Origin of the sequence: Pseudomonas sp. 10C3, from assembly GCF_036346185.1 — a bacterium.
Classification (GTDB): Bacteria; Pseudomonadota; Gammaproteobacteria; order Pseudomonadales; family Pseudomonadaceae; genus Aquipseudomonas.
Genome location: NZ_JASJVE010000004.1, coordinates 140,689 through 160,366 on the forward strand (window position 1 = coordinate 140,689; position 19,678 = coordinate 160,366).

General features: G+C 58.4%; 17 protein-coding genes. 11 read left to right on the top strand and 6 right to left on the bottom strand.

What is annotated here, in order from left to right; translation table 11 throughout:
* Positions 1 to 49: 49 nt before the first annotated feature.
* The 5 genes from QN399_RS05485 to tadA all read left to right on the top strand — a co-directional run bounded on the left by QN399_RS05485 (position 50) and on the right by tadA (position 5,850).
* Entirely contained in the window at positions 50 to 607 is a 558-nt protein-coding gene (locus QN399_RS05485; protein ID WP_322178143.1) for a sugar ABC transporter ATPase, read from the top strand.
* An 84-nt stretch (positions 608 to 691) separates the two neighbouring features.
* Entirely contained in the window at positions 692 to 2,161 is a 1,470-nt protein-coding gene (gene guaB / locus QN399_RS05490; RefSeq protein WP_219061145.1) for an IMP dehydrogenase, read from the top strand.
* 81 nt (positions 2,162 to 2,242) lie between these two features.
* The gene (guaA, locus tag QN399_RS05495) at positions 2,243 to 3,820 is read left to right on the top strand and encodes a glutamine-hydrolyzing GMP synthase (RefSeq protein ID WP_322178144.1); all 1,578 of its coding nucleotides are present in this window, start codon (positions 2,243 to 2,245) and stop codon (positions 3,818 to 3,820) included.
* Positions 3,821 to 3,994: 174 nt separating this feature from the next.
* Positions 3,995 to 5,368, top strand: a complete 1,374-nt coding sequence (locus tag QN399_RS05500; RefSeq protein ID WP_330200668.1) for a multicopper oxidase family protein — start codon at positions 3,995 to 3,997, stop codon at positions 5,366 to 5,368.
* Positions 5,368 to 5,850, top strand: a complete 483-nt coding sequence (tadA, locus tag QN399_RS05505; RefSeq protein ID WP_322178146.1) for a tRNA adenosine(34) deaminase TadA — start codon at positions 5,368 to 5,370, stop codon at positions 5,848 to 5,850. Before QN399_RS05500 ends, tadA begins: the two co-directional genes overlap by 1 nt.
* A 31-nt stretch (positions 5,851 to 5,881) precedes the next feature.
* Here tadA and mltF read toward each other — a convergent pair whose 3' ends face one another.
* Entirely contained in the window at positions 5,882 to 7,342 is a 1,461-nt protein-coding gene (gene mltF, locus QN399_RS05510) for a membrane-bound lytic murein transglycosylase MltF (RefSeq protein ID WP_322178147.1), read from the bottom strand.
* 190 nt (positions 7,343 to 7,532) lie between these two features.
* On the opposite strand from mltF, the gene purL reads away from it, so the two are divergent.
* Both purL and QN399_RS05520 read left to right on the top strand, forming a co-directional pair.
* Entirely contained in the window at positions 7,533 to 11,429 is a 3,897-nt protein-coding gene (purL, locus tag QN399_RS05515; RefSeq protein WP_330200669.1) for a phosphoribosylformylglycinamidine synthase, read from the top strand.
* A 17-nt stretch (positions 11,430 to 11,446) separates the two neighbouring features.
* On the top strand, positions 11,447 to 11,758 hold the full coding sequence (locus tag QN399_RS05520; protein ID WP_322183052.1) for a YqfO family protein: 312 nt from the start codon (positions 11,447 to 11,449) through the stop codon (positions 11,756 to 11,758).
* A gap of 152 nt (positions 11,759 to 11,910) precedes the next feature.
* Here the strand turns inward: QN399_RS05520 and QN399_RS05525 are convergent, their stop codons facing one another.
* Positions 11,911 to 12,474: a L,D-transpeptidase family protein gene (locus QN399_RS05525; protein WP_322178149.1), complete on the bottom strand. Its 564-nt coding sequence runs from the start codon at positions 12,472 to 12,474 to the stop codon at positions 11,911 to 11,913.
* 58 nt (positions 12,475 to 12,532) lie between these two features.
* Positions 12,533 to 13,084, bottom strand: a complete 552-nt coding sequence (locus QN399_RS05530) for an NUDIX hydrolase (RefSeq protein WP_330200670.1) — start codon at positions 13,082 to 13,084, stop codon at positions 12,533 to 12,535.
* A 169-nt stretch (positions 13,085 to 13,253) separates the two neighbouring features.
* Between QN399_RS05530 and QN399_RS05535 the strand changes: the two genes are divergently transcribed.
* The 4 genes from QN399_RS05535 to purT all read left to right on the top strand — a co-directional run bounded on the left by QN399_RS05535 (position 13,254) and on the right by purT (position 15,940).
* Positions 13,254 to 13,853, top strand: a complete 600-nt coding sequence (locus tag QN399_RS05535; protein ID WP_322178151.1) for a CoA pyrophosphatase — start codon at positions 13,254 to 13,256, stop codon at positions 13,851 to 13,853.
* Between the two features lie 37 nt (positions 13,854 to 13,890).
* Complete coding sequence (locus QN399_RS05540) at positions 13,891 to 14,415, top strand: gamma carbonic anhydrase family protein (RefSeq protein WP_322178152.1); 525 nt, start codon at positions 13,891 to 13,893, stop codon at positions 14,413 to 14,415.
* Complete coding sequence (locus QN399_RS05545) at positions 14,412 to 14,627, top strand: DUF1289 domain-containing protein (protein ID WP_322183053.1); 216 nt, start codon at positions 14,412 to 14,414, stop codon at positions 14,625 to 14,627. The genes QN399_RS05540 and QN399_RS05545 overlap by 4 nt, the downstream gene beginning before the upstream one ends.
* 131 nt (positions 14,628 to 14,758) lie before the next feature.
* Positions 14,759 to 15,940 (top strand): formate-dependent phosphoribosylglycinamide formyltransferase, encoded by a 1,182-nt coding sequence (purT, locus tag QN399_RS05550; protein ID WP_322178153.1) that lies wholly within the window; start codon positions 14,759 to 14,761, stop codon positions 15,938 to 15,940.
* Positions 15,941 to 15,988: 48 nt separating this feature from the next.
* Here purT and QN399_RS05555 read toward each other — a convergent pair whose 3' ends face one another.
* From QN399_RS05555 to QN399_RS05565, 3 genes are all read right to left on the bottom strand, one after another.
* Positions 15,989 to 17,308, bottom strand: coding sequence for an MFS transporter (locus QN399_RS05555; RefSeq protein ID WP_322215225.1), 1,320 nt, complete (start codon positions 17,306 to 17,308; stop codon positions 15,989 to 15,991).
* A 103-nt stretch (positions 17,309 to 17,411) separates the two neighbouring features.
* Positions 17,412 to 18,659 carry a transporter associated domain-containing protein gene (locus QN399_RS05560; protein ID WP_330200671.1) on the bottom strand — a complete coding sequence of 416 codons (1,248 nt, stop codon included), beginning with the start codon at positions 18,657 to 18,659 and terminating at the stop codon, positions 17,412 to 17,414.
* A gap of 12 nt (positions 18,660 to 18,671) precedes the next feature.
* The gene (locus QN399_RS05565) at positions 18,672 to 19,484 is read right to left on the bottom strand and encodes a cytochrome c biogenesis protein CcsA (RefSeq protein ID WP_322178156.1); all 813 of its coding nucleotides are present in this window, start codon (positions 19,482 to 19,484) and stop codon (positions 18,672 to 18,674) included.
* Positions 19,485 to 19,678: the final 194 nt, after the last annotated feature.

Sequence of the window (19,678 nt, forward strand, 5' to 3'; positions counted from 1 at the left end):
GGGGGGGGGATTAAGCTGCCTTATTAAGTAGCAGCAATAGGCGTCATCCATGAATACCCAGAGCATCATCGTCCCGCAGATTTCCGACTTTCCGGCTCACGAGGCCCGAGCCCGGCTGATCCTGCGCTGGCTGATGAACAAGAACATCATCGAGCAAGAATTGACCACCTGCGGCCGCAGTTTCAGCAAGATGGCCTATGCCGTTGCGCCCGGTGCCCGTGATGTCGTCGAGAATCCTGATGCCCTGCCATTCGGGCAAGCGATCAACGGTCTGGAGATCGTCACCAAGCGTTGCATCTTTACTCCGCTGACCGATTTCGCTGAAGAGGCTGGCTGCCCTGAATGCAGAAAAGAAGTGGGTGAAGCACTGTTCGACAGTCTGGAAGAGTGGATGCCGGGGCACACCGATAACTTCATCTGCCCGGAATGCGGGCATGAAGACGACATCAATGGCTTTCTGTTCCTGCAAGCCTGCGGTTTTTCCAACCTGGGTTTTATCTTCAATAACTGGCTGGACGCCTCGTTCAAGCAGAGCTTTCTCGATGAATTCGCCGAGCGTCTGGATCGTCCGGTTTCGTTAGTCAACGTGCATTTGGACGCTGATTGATAATAGGCTGAGGTTTACATTGAGCAGGCAGGTCCGTATGGGTATAATGGCGCGCTTCCAATTTCCCGCTCGGGAGCCCCCGCGATGCTGCGTATCAGCCAAGAAGCTCTAACCTTCGACGACATTCTCCTAGTGCCCGGTTATTCCGAGGTGCTTCCTAACGAAGTTAGTTTGAAGACACGTTTGACACGTGGCATCGAGCTTAATATTCCGCTGGTCTCTGCCGCGATGGATACCGTGACTGAAGCCCGTCTGGCAATTGCCATGGCTCAGGAAGGTGGTATCGGTATTATCCACAAGAACATGACCATCGAGCAGCAAGCTGCCGAAGTGCGTAAGGTCAAGAAGTTCGAAGCCGGTGTAGTCAAGGACCCCATTACCATCGAGGCAGATGCCACGGTACGTGATCTGTTCGAACTGACGCATCTGCACAATATTTCCGGCGTACCGGTGATGCACAATGGCGACCTGGTCGGCATCGTGACGTCTCGGGATGTGCGCTTCGAAAACCGTCTGGATGTTCCTGTTCGGGAAGTGATGACGCCTAAAGAGCGTCTCGTCACTGTTCGTGAAGGCGCCGACAAGAACGAAGTGCGTGAGCTGCTGCACAGGCATCGTCTGGAAAAAGTCCTGATCGTCGACGACAAGTTCGCGCTCAAGGGCATGATGACCGTCAAGGACATCGAAAAAGCCAAGGCCTACCCATTGGCGAGCAAGGACGATCAAGGTCGTCTGCGTGTCGGCGCTGCGGTTGGTACCGGCAAGGACACTGCCGAACGCGTTGCAGCCCTGGTTTCCGCCGGCGTTGACGTGGTGGTGGTCGACACCGCTCACGGCCACTCCAAGGGCGTGATCGATCGCGTCCGTTGGGTCAAACAGAATTTCCCTGAAGTGCAGGTCATCGGCGGCAACATCGCTACCGGCGCTGCTGCCAAGGCGTTGGCTGAAGCGGGTGCCGATGCGGTCAAGGTCGGTATCGGTCCTGGCTCCATCTGCACCACGCGCATCGTTGCCGGTGTCGGCGTGCCGCAAATCAGCGCCATCGCCAACGTCGCCGCGGCCCTTGAAGGCACGGGCGTTCCGTTGATCGCCGATGGCGGCATCCGTTATTCGGGTGACCTGTCCAAAGCCATCGTGGCCGGTGCTTCCTGCGTGATGATGGGCTCGATGTTTGCCGGTACCGAAGAGGCGCCAGGTGAAATCGAACTGTTCCAGGGTCGCTCCTACAAGGCTTACCGCGGTATGGGTTCGTTGGGTGCGATGTCTCAGGCGCAGGGCTCATCTGACCGTTACTTCCAGGACTCTTCCGAGGGTGCCGAGAAGCTGGTGCCGGAAGGCATCGAAGGCCGGGTCGCTTACAAAGGCTCGCTGAGCGCTATCGTTCACCAATTGATGGGCGGCCTGCGTTCATCCATGGGTTACACCGGCAGCGCCACGATCGAAGAGATGCGCACCAAGCCAGAATTCGTGCGTATCACCGGTGCCGGCATGGCTGAGTCCCACGTCCACGACGTGCAGATCACCAAAGAAGCGCCGAACTACCGCGTAGGTTAAAAGCGCTATCCAGTGTCATCTAAATAATCGGGGCTGCTAGCAGCCCCGTGTTGTTTCCGAATTCCACCGAGAGAATGAGTCATGGCCCTCGACATTCACGCCCACCGCATCCTGATCCTCGACTTCGGTTCCCAGTACACCCAACTGATTGCCCGCCGCGTGCGTGAGATCGGCGTGTATTGCGAGCTGCATCCGTTCGACATGGACGACGAAGCGATTCGCGCATTCAACCCACGCGGGATCATTCTCGCCGGTGGCCCTGAGTCCGTACACGAAGCTGATAGCCCGCGTGCGCCAAAGGCCGTGTTTGACCTGAACGTGCCAGTCTTCGGAATTTGCTACGGCATGCAGACCATGGCTGAACAGCTGGGCGGTCGGGTGGAAGGTTCCGAGCTGCGCGAATTCGGTTACGCCCGAGTCGATGTGGTTGGCAAGAGCCGCCTCCTCGATGGTATTGAAGATCACGTTGATCCAGACGGTCTTTACGGCCTTGACGTGTGGATGAGCCACGGCGACAAAGTGACTGAAATCCCTGAAGGCTTTCACGTGCTGGCAAGCACCCCGAGTTGCTCGATTGCCGGCATGGCCGACGACTCGCGCGGCTACTACGGTGTGCAGTTCCACCCGGAAGTAACCCATACCAAGCAGGGCGGTCGCATCCTGTCGCGCTTCATTCTCGACATCTGCGGCTGCGAAGCGTTGTGGACGCCGTCGCACATCGCTGAAGACGCCATCGCGCATGTCCGTGCCCTGGTTGGCACCGATAACGTGCTGCTCGGTCTGTCCGGCGGTGTCGATTCTTCGGTGGTTGCGGCATTGCTGCACAAAGCCATCGGCGATCAACTGACCTGCGTATTCGTCGACAACGGCCTGCTGCGTCTGCACGAAGGCGAGCAAGTGATGGCCATGTTCGCCGAGAACATGGGTGTCAAAGTGATCCGCGCCAACGCTGCCGATCAGTTCCTCGACAATCTGGCGGGCGAGAGCGATCCAGAGAAGAAGCGCAAAATCATTGGTCGTACCTTCATCGATGTGTTCGATGCCGAATCCTGCAAGCTGGACAACATCAAGTACCTGGCTCAGGGCACCATCTACCCGGACGTGATCGAGTCGGCTGGCGCGAAAAGCGGCAAGGCTCATGTGATCAAGTCGCACCACAACGTGGGTGGCTTGCCGGACGAGATGAACCTGAAACTGGTCGAGCCGTTGCGCGAACTGTTCAAGGATGAAGTTCGCCGCCTGGGTCTCGAACTCGGCCTGCCGTACGACATGGTTTACCGTCACCCATTCCCGGGCCCGGGTCTCGGTGTACGGATTCTCGGTGAAGTGAAAAGGGAATACGCCGACCTGTTGCGTCGCGCTGACCACATTTTCATCGAAGAGCTGCGCAAGGCTGACTGGTATCACAAGGTCAGCCAGGCATTCGTGGTGTTCCAGCCGGTTAAATCGGTCGGTGTGGTGGGCGATGCCCGTCGTTACGCTTGGGTTGTCGCCCTGCGTGCAGTGGAAACCGTCGACTTCATGACCGCACGTTGGGCGCACCTGCCTTACGAGCTGCTGGAAACCGTCAGCGGCCGCATCATCAATGAAATCGAAGGCATCTCCCGCGTCACGTACGACGTGTCGAGCAAGCCGCCAGCGACTATTGAGTGGGAATGATCTGATCGCGGCGGCAGCTTTGCAGCGCTGAAATGATTCAATCTATAAGGGCAGCCTAGGCTGCCCTTATTTTTTTTCAAATGCAGGTGTATCGTATTCGCCCTTGGCATCTGTTCTCAGGTGTGTGCGGGCCATCCGGCTCCACTCTGTTTTATTCTTGAGGTGCTTGCGCTTATGTCCTTTACCCGTCGACAAATACTCGGAGGTCTGGCCGGTCTTGCCGTGGTTGGTTTGGGCGCAGGTGGCGCTTCGCGCTATTGGCTGGGGCGCAGGAATTCCGAGGCGGGCCACGACTACGAGCTGATTGCCGCGCCATTGGATCTGGAGCTGGTGTCTGGCCATCAGACGCCGGCCTGGGCATTCGGTGGCTCTGCGCCGGGCACTGAGTTGCGGGTGCGTCAGGGCGAGTGGCTGCGAGTACGGTTCATCAACAAGCTGCCGGTGCCGACCACGATTCACTGGCACGGGATCCGTTTGCCGCTGGAAATGGACGGCGTGCCGTACGTTTCGCAGCTGCCTGTGTTGCCGGGGGAGTATTTCGATTACAGGTTTCGCGTGCCGGACGCTGGCAGCTACTGGTATCACCCACATGTGAATAGCAGTGAAGAGTTGGGTCGCGGGCTGGTCGGGCCGTTGATCGTCGAAGAGCGTGAGCCGACCGGTTTCCTGCATGAGCGGACCCTGAGCCTGAAAAGCTGGCATGTTGACGAAGAGGGGGCGTTCACCGCTTTCAGTGTGCCTCGTGAAGCCGCGCGCGGCGGTACGGCGGGGCGATTATCGACTATTAATGGCGTGCCGCAGGCCGTCATTGACTTGCCTGCCGGGCAGATTGTCCGGGTCAGGCTACTCAATCTCGACAATACCCTGACTTATCGCCTGAACATGCCCGGTGTCGAGGCGCAGATCTACGCGCTGGACGGTAATCCGGTCAAGCCACGGCCGTTGGGTAAGGAATATTGGCTGGGGCCGGGCATGCGCATTTGTCTGGCGATCAAGGCGCCAGCGGCGGGTGAAGAGATTTCGCTGCGCAATGGTCCGGTACGTCTGGGAACCTTTCGTTCGGTTGCCAACAGCGACGCAGCTGGCGAATGGCCTCCGGCGTTGCCGGTCAATCCGGTTTCCGAACCTGACATGGCTAACGCCGAGAAGCTCAACTTCAATTTCGAATGGGTGGGCTCCGTGTCGGTGAACGTCGACAATGGTGCACCACCGAGCTTGTGGCAGATCAATGGCAAGGCATGGGATATCACCGACAAGACCTGCGCCGACCGGCCCATCGCCAAGCTGCAAAAGGGTAGAAGCTACATCTTCGAGTTGAAGAACATGACGCAGTATCAGCACCCGATCCACTTGCACGGCATGAGTTTCAAGGTCATCGGGTCGAACCGCAGGACGATCATTCCGTACTTCACCGACACCTACCTGCTCGGTAAAAACGAGCGGGCACGTGTCGCGCTGGTAGCCGATAATCCGGGCGTGTGGATGTTCCACTGCCATGTGATCGACCACATGGAAACCGGGCTAATGGCCGCAATAGAGGTGTCCTGATGAGGCAGTCGCAGATTATTGATCGCAGTCAGGATCAACATTTCATGCGTGAGGCAATGGCGCTGGCCTCGCAGGGCGCAGCTTTGGGTGAAGTGCCCGTGGGCGCAATAGTGGTGCAGAACGGCGAAATTATCGGACGCGGGTTCAATTGCCCTATCAGCGGCAGCGACCCCAGCGCCCACGCCGAGATGGTCGCCATTCGCTCCGCAGCTCAGGCGCTCAGTAATTATCGGCTACCGGGCAGCACCCTCTACGTCACCCTCGAACCGTGCAGCATGTGCGCGGGCCTGATTGTGCATTCACGCATCGCTCGTGTGGTGTACGGTGCGCTTGAACCCAAGGCCGGTATTGTTCAGAGTCAGGGGCAGTTTTTCAGTCAGGCCTTTCTCAACCATCGGGTGTTGTTCGAAGGGGGGGTGCTGGCGGAGGAATGCGGGAGGATGCTGAGTGAGTTCTTCAAGATGCGCCGGGCGAAGGGTTGAGTTCGCTGGCGCGATAGGCCTGAGCCGACGCTTAAAGCGTCGGGTTTTCTTCAGTCGGTTTGGTCTTGTCCACGCCCGGCACATGCAGGTTGCCGTCGGCGACCTGACTGCCTTCAAGCTGCGGCTGGGTGACCCATGTGAGGATGTCGTAATAGCGACGGATGTTGGCGACAAAGTGCACGGGTTCGCCGCCTCGGGCATAACCGTAACGGGTTTTGCTGAACCATTTTTTTTGCGCCAGACGCGGTAACATTTTTTTTACGTCCAGCCATTTATTTGGATTCAGGCCTTCGTTCTCGGCCAATTTGCGCGCATCGTCCAGATGACCGCTACCGACGTTATAGGCCGCAAGTGCTAACCATGTACGGTCAGGTTCCTGAATCTTGTCGTCCAACTGATCCTTCATGTAGGCAAAGTACTTTGAGCCGCCGTCGATGCTTTGCTTGGCATCCAACCGGTTGGACACACCCATGGCCTGCGCCGTGTTTTGGGTCAGCATCATCAAACCCCGTACGCCGGTTTTTGACGTGACGCTGGGCTGCCATAACGATTCCTGATAACCGATGGCAGCCAGCAATCGCCAATCCACCTGCTCTTCCTTGCCTGCCGACCGGAAATGTTTTTCATAGTGCGGCAAACGCTGCTGAAGGTGTTGGGCGAAGGTGTAGGCCCCCATGTATCCAAGGACGTCGACATGCCCGTAATAGCGATCTTTCAAGCGCTGTAGCGTGCCGTTCTTCTCGACTTTGTCGAGGAAGTTGTTGATCTCGTTCAGCAGGCTGTTGTCTTCGCCCAGCGCGACGGCCCAGCGCTGATCACGGCTATCGCCCAGGTCGAAGGCAACGCGCACGTTCGGGAAGTACACCTGATTCATTGCCAATTCATTGGAGTCGACCAGGGTCAGGTCAATTTGGCCCTCATCCACCATGCGCAGCAGATCGACCACTTCCACTGCGTCGGACTCTTCGTACTCCAGTGTCGGCATTTTCAGTTTCAGTGCGGCCAGCTGTTCGGCATGGCTGCTGCCCTTGAGCACCATGATCTTCTTTCCGATCAAATCGCCAGCGTCGGTCGGGCGCGACTGGCCGTTGCGGTAGATGATCTGGGGGGTGACTTGCAGGTACGGATGGGAAAAACGGGCTTGCAGCTTGCGTGTGTCGGTAGCGACCAGGCCCGCAGCAGCCAGCACTGGGCCTCCGGGCTTCTGCAACTGATCGAATAAATCATCAAGATTGTCGGCGGTTTCGATCTTCAGTTCGACCCCAAGATCCTTGGCGAAGCGCTTGACCAGCTCGTATTCGAAACCGGTTTCACCGTTGCGATCCTGGAAATAAGTGGCCGGGCTGTTACGAGTGACCACGCGCAGAATGCCGTCCTCCTTGACTCGCTCCAGTGTGTTGGGTTTATCAACACAGGCGCCGAGCATTAGGAAGAGTCCGGTTGCGATGAGCCATTTGGCACAGCGCGGGCGGAAAGCGGATTGGGAAAACATAGGTGCAGTATACGCAAAGGACCCCGACCGCCATATCTCGACAGTGAGGGCCTTGTCTGATAGAGCGGAGTCGTTCTCGGGTCACCGACATCAGGCGATGCTGGAAACCACCGTTCTGGGTGCTGAAAGGGGCGGTTTAGGCTAGAATGTATGGCCTCAAAGCACACCCCTTCCCGAGGCTGTCCCGAAGATGTTGATCCTGCGCGGTGCTCCTGCCCTTTCTGCCTTCCGCCACAGCAAATTACTTGAGCAGCTGAAACAAAAAGTTTCAGCTGTCAGTGGCTTGTACGCTGAATTCGCCCACTTCGCTGAGGTCACTGGCGTTCTGACCGATGAAGAACAGCAGGTCCTTGCCCGCCTTCTGAAATACGGCCCGAGTGTGCCGGTTCAAGAGCCGAGCGGCCGGCTGTTTCTGGTGTTGCCGCGTTTTGGCACTATCTCACCCTGGTCGAGCAAGGCCAGCGATATTGCCCGCAACTGCGGTCTGGCAAAAATTCAGCGCCTTGAGCGCGGTATCGCTTTCTATGTAGAAGGCCAGTTCAGCGACGTCGAGGCCGAGCTGATTGCTGGCGCTCTGCATGACCGCATGACGCAGCTGGTGTTGGGCACGCTGGAACAGGCCGCCGGTCTGTTCCGCCATGCCGAACCCAAGCCGCTGACGGCCATCGATGTTCTGGGTGGCGGTCGCGTGGCGCTGGAAAAAGCCAACATCGAGCTGGGCCTGGCCCTGGCCGATGATGAAATCGATTATTTGGTGACCAGCTTCGAGACATTGGGGCGCAATCCCCATGACATCGAATTGATGATGTTCGCCCAGGCCAACTCTGAGCATTGCCGCCACAAAATCTTCAATGCCAGCTGGGATATCGACGGCCAGAACCAGGAAAAAAGCCTGTTCGGCATGATCAAGAACACTTTCCAGATGCATGGCGAAGGTGTCCTCTCTGCCTATAAGGACAACGCTGCGGTCATCGAAGGCCCTGTGGCGGGTCGTTTCTTCCCGAACCCTGAAACCCGTCAGTACGGCGCGGTGCAGGAGCCGGTGCACATCTTGATGAAGGTCGAGACCCACAACCACCCAACCGCGATTGCTCCGTTCCCGGGTGCCTCTACCGGCTCCGGCGGCGAGATTCGTGACGAGGGTGCGACCGGTCGCGGCGCCAAGCCAAAAGCCGGCCTGACCGGTTTTACCGTGTCGAACCTGCTGATTCCCGGTTTTGAACAGCCGTGGGAAGTGCCTTACGGCAAACCCGAGCGCATCGTGACGGCGCTGGACATCATGCTTGAAGGCCCGCTGGGCGGCGCGGCGTTCAACAACGAATTTGGGCGTCCGGCCCTGACCGGTTACTTCCGCACCTTCGAACAATCGATCAGCACCCCGCACGGCGATGAAGTCCGTGGTTACCACAAGCCGATCATGCTGGCTGGCGGTATGGGCAACATCCGTGATGAACACGTACAGAAAGCCGAGATCACTATCGGCTCCAAGCTGATCGTGCTCGGTGGTCCGGCCATGTTGATTGGTCTGGGTGGCGGTGCAGCGTCATCGATGGCGACCGGCACCAGCTCGGCGGATCTGGATTTTGCTTCGGTTCAGCGTGAAAACCCTGAAATGGAGCGTCGCTGTCAGGAAGTGATCGACCGTTGCTGGCAGTTGGGCGATCAAAACCCGATCAGCTTTATCCATGACGTCGGCGCGGGCGGTCTGTCCAATGCCTTCCCTGAACTGGTCAACGATGGCGGACGAGGCGGTCGTTTCGAGCTGCGCAACATTCCAAATGACGAGCCGGGCATGGCCCCGCTGGAAATCTGGAGCAACGAATCACAAGAACGTTATGTGATGGCGGTTGGCGCTGCGGATTTCGAGCGCTTCAAAGCCATTTGCGAACGTGAGCGTTGCCCGTTTGCCGTCGTCGGTGAAGCCACTGCCGAGCCGCAACTGACGGTGACCGACAGCCACTTCGGCAACAGCCCGGTGGACATGCCGCTGGAAGTGCTGCTGGGCAAGGCGCCGCGCATGCACCGTTCGGCGACTCGCGAAAGCGAACTGGGCGATGATTTCGACCCGAGCACCCTGGATATCGACGAGTGTGTGCAGCGCGTTTTGCATCACCCGGCCGTCGCCAGCAAAAGCTTCCTGATCACCATCGGCGACCGGACCATCACCGGTCTGGTTGCTCGCGATCAAATGGTAGGTCCGTGGCAAGTGCCCGTGGCCGACTGTGCCGTGACTGCTACCAGTTTCGATGTGAACACCGGTGAAGCCATGGCCATGGGCGAGCGTACGCCGCTGGCGCTGCTGGACGCTCCGGCGTCCGGGCGTATGGCGATTGGCGAGACCCTGACCAACATCGTCGCTTCACGCATTGCGAAAATTTCCGACATCAAACTGTCGGCCAACTGGATGTCCGCTGCCGGTCACCCCGGTGAAGACGCCCGTTTGTATGACACAGTGAAAGCGGTTGGCATGGAGTTGTGCCCTGAACTGGGCATCACCATCCCGGTGGGCAAGGACTCAATGTCCATGAAAACCCAGTGGCGCGATGACGGCACCGAGAAGAGCGTGACGTCGCCGCTGTCGTTGATCGTGACCGGCTTTGCCCCGGTGGTCGACATCCGCCAGACCCTGACGCCAGAGCTGCGCATGGACAAGGGCGAAACCGATCTGATCCTGATTGATCTGGGTCGTGGTCAGAACCGCATGGGCGCCTCGATTCTCGCCCAGGTTCACGGCAAGTTGGGTCGTGTCGCACCCGACGTGGATGATGCTGAAGACCTCAAGGCGTTCTTCGCTGTGATCCAGGGTCTGAATGCTGACGGCCACTTGCTGGCTTATCACGACCGTTCCGACGGTGGTCTGTTGGTTACCACTCTGGAAATGGCCTTCGCCGGCCACTGCGGTTTGAACCTGTACCTGGACAGCCTGGCAGAAACCTCCGCCGAACTGGCAGCCATCCTGTTCAACGAAGAGCTGGGCGCAGTGATTCAGGTTCACCAGGATGATACGCCGGTGGTGCTTGCACAGTTCAGCGCGGCCGGGCTTCAGGATTGCGTCGCGGTCATCGGTCAGCCGGTGAACAACGATGAAGTGGCGGTCAGCTTCAACGGTGATCCGGTGTTTGCCGGTCAACGTCGTTCGCTGCAACGTCAGTGGGCCGAGACCAGTTATCAAATCCAGCGTCTGCGTGACAACGTCGAATGCGCCGAGCAAGAGTTCGACGTACTGCTTGAAGAAGACAACCCTGGCCTGAGTATCAAGCTGGGCTTCGATGTGAACGAAAACATCAGCGCGCCGTACATCAAGAAAGGCATTCGTCCGCAAGTGGCGGTTCTGCGTGAGCAGGGCGTCAACGGTCAGGTCGAGATGGCGGCGGCGTTCGATCGCGCCGGCTTCAACGCCATCGACGTACACATGAGCGATATTCTTGCCGGTAGCGTTGATCTGAATGAGTTCAAAGGTCTGGTGGCCTGCGGTGGTTTCTCCTACGGCGACGTGCTCGGCGCGGGCGAAGGCTGGGCCAAGTCGGCCCTGTTCAACAGCCGCGCGCGGGATGCTTTCCAGAACTTCTTCGAGCGTCATGACAGCTTCACCCTTGGCGTGTGTAACGGTTGCCAGATGTTGTCCAACCTTCGCGAACTGGTTCCAGGCAGCGAGTTCTGGCCTCACTTCGTGCGCAACCGCTCTGAGCAGTTCGAAGCACGGGTAGCGATGGTTCAGGTTCAGGAATCAGCGTCGATCTTCCTACAGGGTATGGCCGGTTCGCGCATGCCGATCGCCATTGCTCACGGTGAGGGTCTGGCTGAGTTCCGCAACGAAAACGCGTTGCTCGAAGCTGATGTGTCCGGATGTGTAGCCATGCGGTTTGTCGACAACCATGGCAAGGTCACCGAAACCTACCCTGCCAACCCGAACGGTTCGCCGCGCGGGATTACGGGTCTCACCAGCCGTGACGGTCGCGTCACCATCATGATGCCGCACCCTGAGCGTGTGTTCCGTGCCGTACAGAACTCCTGGTGTCCGGAAGAGTGGGATGAAGACGGCGCCTGGATGCGCATGTTCCGTAATGCGCGGGTATGGGTGAACTGACAGACAACGGTCGAGCCATGTACAAGCTCAGCTTCTTCGTTCCACCGAGCCATGTAGAGGTGGTCAAGAGTGCCGTATTCGCCGCAGGTGCCGGGCGAATCGGGGCTTACGACAACTGCTCATGGCAGGTGCTGGGTCAAGGCCAGTTTCGCCCGCTGGACGGCAGTCAGCCGTTTATTGGGCAGGCAGGCGAGATCGAGCAGGTGGAGGAATGGAAGGTCGAGTTGGTAGTGGCTGACGAGTTGATCGCTCAGGCAGTGATGGCTCTAAAGCAGAGCCATCCCTATGAAACGCCAGCTTACGAAGTATGGAAGCTGGCGGATTTCTGAATCAGCCGGACCAGATTCATGTTGCCTCTGGCCGGCAGACAGTAGGCGCTGACCGGGCTGCGATGGAGTACAAAGCGGTCCTGCAGTGCCTACAGAATGGCGGAGTACTGAGCCGGGAGGTATCAGGGAGGACGCCGCGTCAATCAGAATAGTCAGGGGCGGATCTCGACCATGGTGCCGTCTTTGACCAGATCCCAGAGCTCGCGCATGTCGGTATTTTTCATGGCGATGCAGCCGTCGGTCCAGTCCAGGGTCTGGAAATACCACTCCGGGTAATCATCGTTGACCGGCGTGCCGTGGATCATGATCATGCTGCCCGGGCTGACGCCATCGCGTCGGGCGCGCGCCGAGTCGCTGATGTTCGGGTAGGAGATATGCATCGACAGGTTGTAACTGTCGCTGACCTTGCGCCAGTCCAGCCAGTAAAGACCTTCCGGGGTGCGCTTGTCGCCTTCTCGAAGCTTTTGCCCCTTGGGCACTTTACCCAGCGAAATGCGGTAGGTCTTGAGCGCCGCGCCGTCGCTGATCAACTGCAGTTGATGTGCCGATTTCAGAATCAGTATTTTATCGATGTTTTGAGCAGCGATGCTGTGCGTGTTGATGACTGCTCCACCAATGAACCTCTGTTCACTGCCCTTGGGCAGTCTGGTTTCGGTGAATGCAGCTTGAGACAGCGGAACGACGCAACTACATAAAAGGGCAAGCAACCAACGCATCGAAACGGTATCCCTGAGCAATGTATGGGCAGCGCTACACGCGCTGCCCGCGGAGTAATTAGGTCTTTTTTATCTGCTGCAACGGTGCCAGAGACTCAGTTCGCACTGGGTAGACCTGCTGGATCCGGTCGGCAAAGAAGCATTCTAAGGTACGTTTTACCGTCATGAAAGCCAGCTCGGACCATGGAATGTCAGCCTCGTCGAAAAGCCGCACCTCCAGGCTCTCTACCCCGGCGGCAAACTCCAGATCTACCAGCTCGGCGCGATAAAACACGTGTACCTGACTGATGTGCGGTACATCGACCAGCATGTACAGGCTCAGGCCACGCAGCGTGGCGCAGGCTTCTTCCGCCGTTTCGCGGCGGGCGGCCTGTTCGACCGTTTCCCCGTTTTCCATGAAACCGGCTGGTAAGGTCCAGTACCCCATGCGCGGCTCGATGGCGCGACGGCATAGAAGCACCTGCGAGCCCCAGATTGGCAGGCTCCCGGCGACGATATTAGGGTTCTGATAATGGACGGTCTGGCAATGCTCGCAGACGTAACGTAAGCGGCTATCGCCTTCGGGGATGCGCTGAATGACCGGGTTGCCGCACTGGCTGCAGAATTTCATGCTGAACGTCGATTCCTGAAATCAGTCGCTATCTTGGCGTGCCGCACCGGGGTCGGCAAGCTGAGCTTACACAAGCAGGTCCAATCAGTTGCCGGGTTGTCCTACGAGGGGTTGGGCGTATCGCCGCTTTGGTGCATTATGCCAGTTAGGCAACAGATCGAGATTTCCCATGCTGGACGAGCTACTTCGCCGTGTAAGCAGTCATACGCCGCGTACTCTGGAAACGGATCGACGTTTCCCCGAGGCCGCTGTCCTAGTGCCCATCACTCGGAGTGATGAGCCGGAGTTGATCCTGACCCTGCGCGCCAGCGGGCTTTCGACCCATGGCGGCGAAGTCGCCTTCCCTGGTGGGCGGCGTGATCCCGAAGACCCGGACCTGATTTTTACGGCCTTGCGTGAGGCCGAGGAAGAAATCGGTCTGCCGCCTGGTCTGGTCGAGGTGATCGGCCCGCTCAGTCCGTTGATCTCTTTGCACGGAATCAGGGTCACGCCTTACGTAGGCATCATCCCTGACTTTGTCGAATACCAGGCCAACGATGCCGAGATTGCGGCTGTCTTCAGCGTGCCTCTGGCGTTCTTTCGCGAGGACCCGCGTGAGCATACTCACCGTATCGATTACCAGGGTCGTAGTTGGTATGTGCCCAGCTATCGTTTCGGTGAATTCAAAATATGGGGTCTGACAGCGATCATGATCGTCGAACTGGTCAATGTGCTGTACGACGCCGACATCAGCCTGCACACGCCGCCTGAGCGTTTTATCAATATTTGATACTTACCCACGGCCTGCGGGCCATGAGGAAACCACTATGAAATATCGCTTGGGAGATTCCCATGTCGACACTCATCCGCAAAGCTGGGTTGCGCCTACTGCCACCCTGATTGGCAAGGTCAAGCTCGAAGCCGGTGCCAGCGTTTGGTTTGGCGCCGTATTGCGTGGCGACAACGAGCTGATCCATATCGGTGAGAACAGCAACGTACAAGATGGCACGGTGATGCACACCGACATGGGGTCGCCGCTGATCATCGGCAAAAATGTCACCATCGGCCATAACGTCATGCTGCATGGCTGCACCGTGGGCGATTGCAGCTTGATCGGCATCAATTCGGTCATCCTTAACGGTGCCAAGATCGGCAACTATTGCATCATCGGCGCCAACTCGCTGATTGGCGAGGGCAAGGAGATCCCCGACGGCTCACTGGTCATGGGCTCGCCCGGCAAAGTGGTGCGTGAACTGACGGACGCGCAGAAAAAAATGCTTGAAGCCAGTGCTGCGCATTACGTGCACAACGCCCAGCGCTATGCGCGTGATCTGGCCCCGCAGGAAGACTGATGAGTGTCGAGCGACCGGTTGCTTCGCCGTGTGTGAATATTTGCGCGCTGGACGAGGCGGACATCTGTCTGGGCTGCCAGCGCACCGTTGAGGAAATTACCCGCTGGAGTCGCATGGACAATACTGAGCGCCGCGTGGTGCTTGGACGCTGTCATGAGCGAGCGCGGGACAGTGGCATGCTGTGGACGGTGGGTGTGAAAACCACTCCTTGATTCTGGCGCCTCACTTTTTCGGGACGAGGCCCAAGTGATCGGCTTCGTGGTAAATTGCGCGCCTTTCTTCTCCCCATGAGTCGCCCACCAATGGCGGGCTGGCTCGATGATCTGCTCCACGAGGACCTGAGATGACTCAAATCGGAACGCCACTGTCGCCTACCGCGACGCGCGTATTGCTCTGCGGTTGCGGCGAGCTTGGCAAGGAGGTGGTGATCGAACTGCAACGCCTGGGCGTCGAAGTGATCGCTGTTGACCGTTATGCCAACGCGCCAGCCATGCAGGTCGCGCATCGTAGTCATGTAATCAACATGCTCGACGGTGCCGCCTTGCGCGCAGTGATCGAGGCCGAGAAGCCGCATTATATCGTCCCGGAAATCGAAGCCATTGCGACCGCGACCCTGGTCGAGCTGGAGTCCGAAGGTTTTACCGTGATCCCCACTGCCCGGGCAGCTCTGTTGACGATGAACCGCGAAGGCATTCGTCGTCTGGCCGCTGAAGAACTGGATCTGCCGACTTCGCCGTATCATTTCGCCGACACCTTTGAAGACTACCGTCAGGCGGTTGAGAACCTCGGTTTCCCGTGTGTGGTCAAGCCGGTGATGAGTTCATCGGGTAAAGGCCAAAGCCTGCTCAAAAGCACTGACGACGTGCAAGGTGCCTGGGATTACGCGCAGGAAGGCGGCCGTGCCGGTAAGGGTCGTGTAATCATCGAGGGGTTCATCGATTTCGATTACGAAATCACCCTGCTGACCGTGCGCCATATTGGCGGCACTACCTTCTGTGCGCCGGTCGGGCATCGTCAGGAGAAGGGCGACTATCAGGAATCCTGGCAGCCGCAGGTCATGAGCCCGGTTGCTTTGGCTGAGTCCGAGCGGGTTGCACGCGCCGTGACCGAGGCCTTGGGTGGCCGTGGTCTGTTTGGCGTCGAGTTGTTCATCAAGGGTGATCAGGTCTGGTTCAGCGAAGTCTCTCCGCGTCCACATGACACCGGTCTGGTGACCCTGATCTCTCAGGACCTGTCGCAGTTCGCGCTGCATGCGCGGGCGATCCTCGGCCTGCCGATCCCCTTGATCCGTCAGTTCGGACCCTCGGCTTCGGCAGTGATTCTGGTGGAAGGCAAATCCACGCAAACCAGTTTCGCCAACCTGGGTGCTGCCTTGAGCGAGCCCGACACCGCGTTACGCCTGTTCGGCAAACCGGAAGTCAATGGTCAGCGGCGCATGGGTGTGGCCCTGGCTCGCGACGAGACCATCGAAGCCGCCCGCGCCAAAGCGACGCGTGCGTCCAAAGCGGTGAAGGTTCAGCTATAACTGCAACTGCAACTGCAACTGCAACTGCGAATTGCCTGACGCTGTGCGTCAGGCAATTCGGTCCAGATCGTTTTCCCGCGTCTCTTTCAGGCATAGCACAGCGATCAAGCTGAGCAAAGCTGCTGCCGACACATACCCGCCAACCCAGCTCAAGCCGCCCATCGCCACCAGTTTCTGGGCGAAGAAGGGCGCCACTGACGCCCCCACGATACCGCCCAGGTTGTACGCCGCAGATGCGCCGGTATAACGCACACGCGTCGGAAACAGTTCAGGCAGCATCGCGCCCATTGGGGCGAAGGTCACGCCCATCAGGAACAGTTCGATGCAAAGGAACAGCGCAACGGCCCATGTAGTGCCGTAAGTCAGCAAGGGTTCCATGGTGAAGCCAGACAGGATCGCCAGCACACCGCCAATGATCAGCACCGGTTTGCGCCCGAAACGGTCGCTGGCCCAGGCCGCCAGGGGTGTGGCTGCGGCCATGAACAGTACGGCAAAGCACAGCAGGCCAAGGAACGTCTCGCGACTGTAACCGAGGGTCGATACGCCGTAGCTCAGGGAGAACACAGTCGAGATATAGAACAGCGCGTAGCACACCACCATTGATGCCGCGCCCAGCAGCATAGGGCGCCAGTATTGGCTAAGGAGTTCCGCCAAGGGCATCTTGACCCGCTCGTGTCGGGCGATGGCGTTGGCGAAGATCGGCGTTTCCTCAAGCTTGAGCCTTACGTACAGGCCGACCATCACCAGTAACGCGCTGAGCAAAAACGGAACGCGCCAGCCCCAGGAGCGGAACTGTTCGTCATTCAGCGTCATGGCCAGGGTCAGGAATAACCCGTTAGCCGCCAGGAACCCAATCGATGGACCCAGTTGCGGGAACATGCCAAACCAGGCGCGCTTGCCCTTGGGGGCGTTTTCGGTAGCGAGCAATGCCGCGCCGCCCCATTCGCCGCCCAGCCCCAGCCCTTGGCCGAAACGCAATACGCACAACAGAATCGGGGCCCAGGCGCCAATCGTGGCATAGCCCGGCAGCACGCCAATCAGGGTGGTGCAGATGCCCATCAGCAAGAGCGAGGCCACCAATGTCGATTTGCGGCCGACACGGTCGCCAAAATGGCCGAATAAGGCCGAGCCCAGCGGCCGCGCAAGAAAGGCGATGCCGAAGGTCAGAAACGCCGACATCATTTGTGCGGTGCCCGACGTCTGCGGGAAGAATACCGGGCCGATGACCAGCGCGGCAGCTGTGGCGTACACGTAAAAATCGTAGAACTCGATGGCGGTGCCAATGAAGCTGGCAACGGCCACGCGCCGGACCGAGTTGGCCGGTTTGGTCGCTGCGGCATCGTGCTCGAAAGTGGTGCTATTGGTCATCCGAATGTCCCTGTTGGATTTTTGTTTTTATGATGTCGCCAAGGTTCAGCGAGTGGCGCTTTTTCGGGTGCGGCGGTGAACAGTCGGCGTGATCGGGAAGCGCTTAAACGGCGGCGCGAGTGCTGCTGTTCTGCCACATCAGGACTCGGGTGACCCGCTTGTCTTCGGTTTCGAGAATTTCCAGACGGTATGGCCCGATTTTCACGCATACCGAGCTGTCTGGAATGGTTTCCAGTGCTTCGGTGACCAGGCCATTGAGGGTTTTTGGGCCATCGGAAGGCAAGTGCCAGCCGAGACTTTTGTTCAATTCGCGAATCGACGCAGCGCCATCAATCACCAGGCGACCGTCGGTTTGCGGGTGGATATGCGGATTGTCGAAGCTCTGTTCGTTTTCAAACTCACCGACGATTTCTTCAAGGATGTCTTCCAGGCTGACAATGCCAAGCACTTCGCCGTACTCGTCGACGACCACGCCCAGGCGGCGCTGTTGCTTGTGAAAATTCAGCAGTTGCAGTTGCAGCGGGGTGCTTTCCGGGACGAAATAAGGATCGTAGCAAGCCTCGATCAGGTCTTCTTTGGTCAGGTCGGCATGCGGCAGCAAATGGCTGATCTGGCGTGTATTGAGTACACCTTCCACTTGGTTGATATCGTTGTGGTACACCGGCAGCCGCGTATGGCGGGAGATGATCAGTTGTTCGATGATGCGCTGGATCGGGTCATCCAGATTGATGCCGTCGACTTCGCTACGCGGTACCAGAATGTCGTTCACGGTAATGCTGTCCAGCGCGTGAATGCCCGATAGTACATGTGAGCGGCTGGGCTGGTTATCCTGCTGGCCGTCATGGAGCAAGACCGTCAGCGGTACTTCATTGTCCTTTTTGCGGGCGTTCGGTTTGTCGCGGATACCGAAGGGTCGCAGTAGCGTGCAGGCGATGGCGGAGAACAGCCAGGCCAAGGGAGAGAGTAGCTTCATGGGCAAGCGCAGAGTGCTGTTACCCAGCATCAATATCGCTTCCGGGTAACGTGCCGCCAGGGTGCGCGGTATGAATTCGGCAAAGATCAACAGCACACTGCTGACGCCGATCCACGCCAGCGTAGGCCCGTTGTTGTACCAGAAGTGCAGCGCCAACAGCATGCTGATGATGGTGATCAGTACTTTGATCAGGGTATTGCTCAGGATCAGGCTGCCCAGCTCAAACGCCAGTTTGGGCATGGAGGTGTCAGTAGCGCGACCGTTCGGACGCACAGCCTTGAGGTACTGGTGTGCGGCGTCTACCGCAGTGAGCAGGCCGGACCAAAGAATCAGCAGGGTCAATACACCAAACATCGGGCCGATGGGCAGGTTATTCATGATCAACGCCCGTCAGATGTGCAGAATGAATTCGCGTACCAGCTTGCTGCCGAAATACGCCAGCATCAGCAGGCAGAAACCGCCTAGGGTCCAGCGAATTGCCTTGTGTCCGCGCCAGCCGAGACGGTTGCGTCCCCACAGCAGCACGCTGAAAACCACCCAGGCCAGGCAGGCGAGGAGTGTTTTGTGCACCAAGTGCTGGGCGAACAGATTTTCGACAAACAGCCAGCCCGAGATCAGTGACAGCGAGAGCAGGCCCCATCCTGCCCAGAGGAAACCAAACAGCAGACTTTCCATGGTTTGCAGTGGCGGGAAGTTCTTGATCAGTCCGGACGGACGTTTGTGTTTGAGTTGGTGATCTTGCACCAGTACCAGCAAGGCCTGAAACACCGCGATGGTGAACATGCCGTATGCCAGGATCGACAGCAGAATGTGGGCCAGAATGCCCGGTGCTTCATCGATGGGCTGGACCGTACCGGTGGGCGCGAACTGTGCTAGCAGCACCGTCGCCAGCCCGAGCGGGAACAGCAGCACCAGCAGGTTCTCCACGGGTATTCGCGCACAGGCGAGCATGGTCAGGGCAATAACAGCGACCGCGATCAGGCTCGCGGCACTGAAAAAGTCCAGGCCCAGGCCGACGGGTGTAATCAGCTGGGTGTAAAGACTGAGCCCGTGAGCGATTACAGCGAAGCCGCCGAGCAGGCAAAGTAGACGTTTATCCACCTTTGCACCTTGGCGCAGGCGGATGCTTTGATAAAGGGTCGCAGCGGCATATAAGCAGGCGGCGGCGAGACTGGGAAGCAAGCTGGGTGACAAGGGAAGCATAAATCCTGTTAGGCAAGCCCGAAAGACGCTGAGTTTGGCATAGAACCGACATTTCACGAAAGACTACAGAAGCAGACTCGATGGTGTCCGTCCAGCAGAGTCTTCGCTATAATCCGTCACCTGCTCAAGTCGCAGGCTCGTCGAACACTGTTTTTAGCCGTTGTTTTCAACAACGGGCCACCACGAGCCGGACC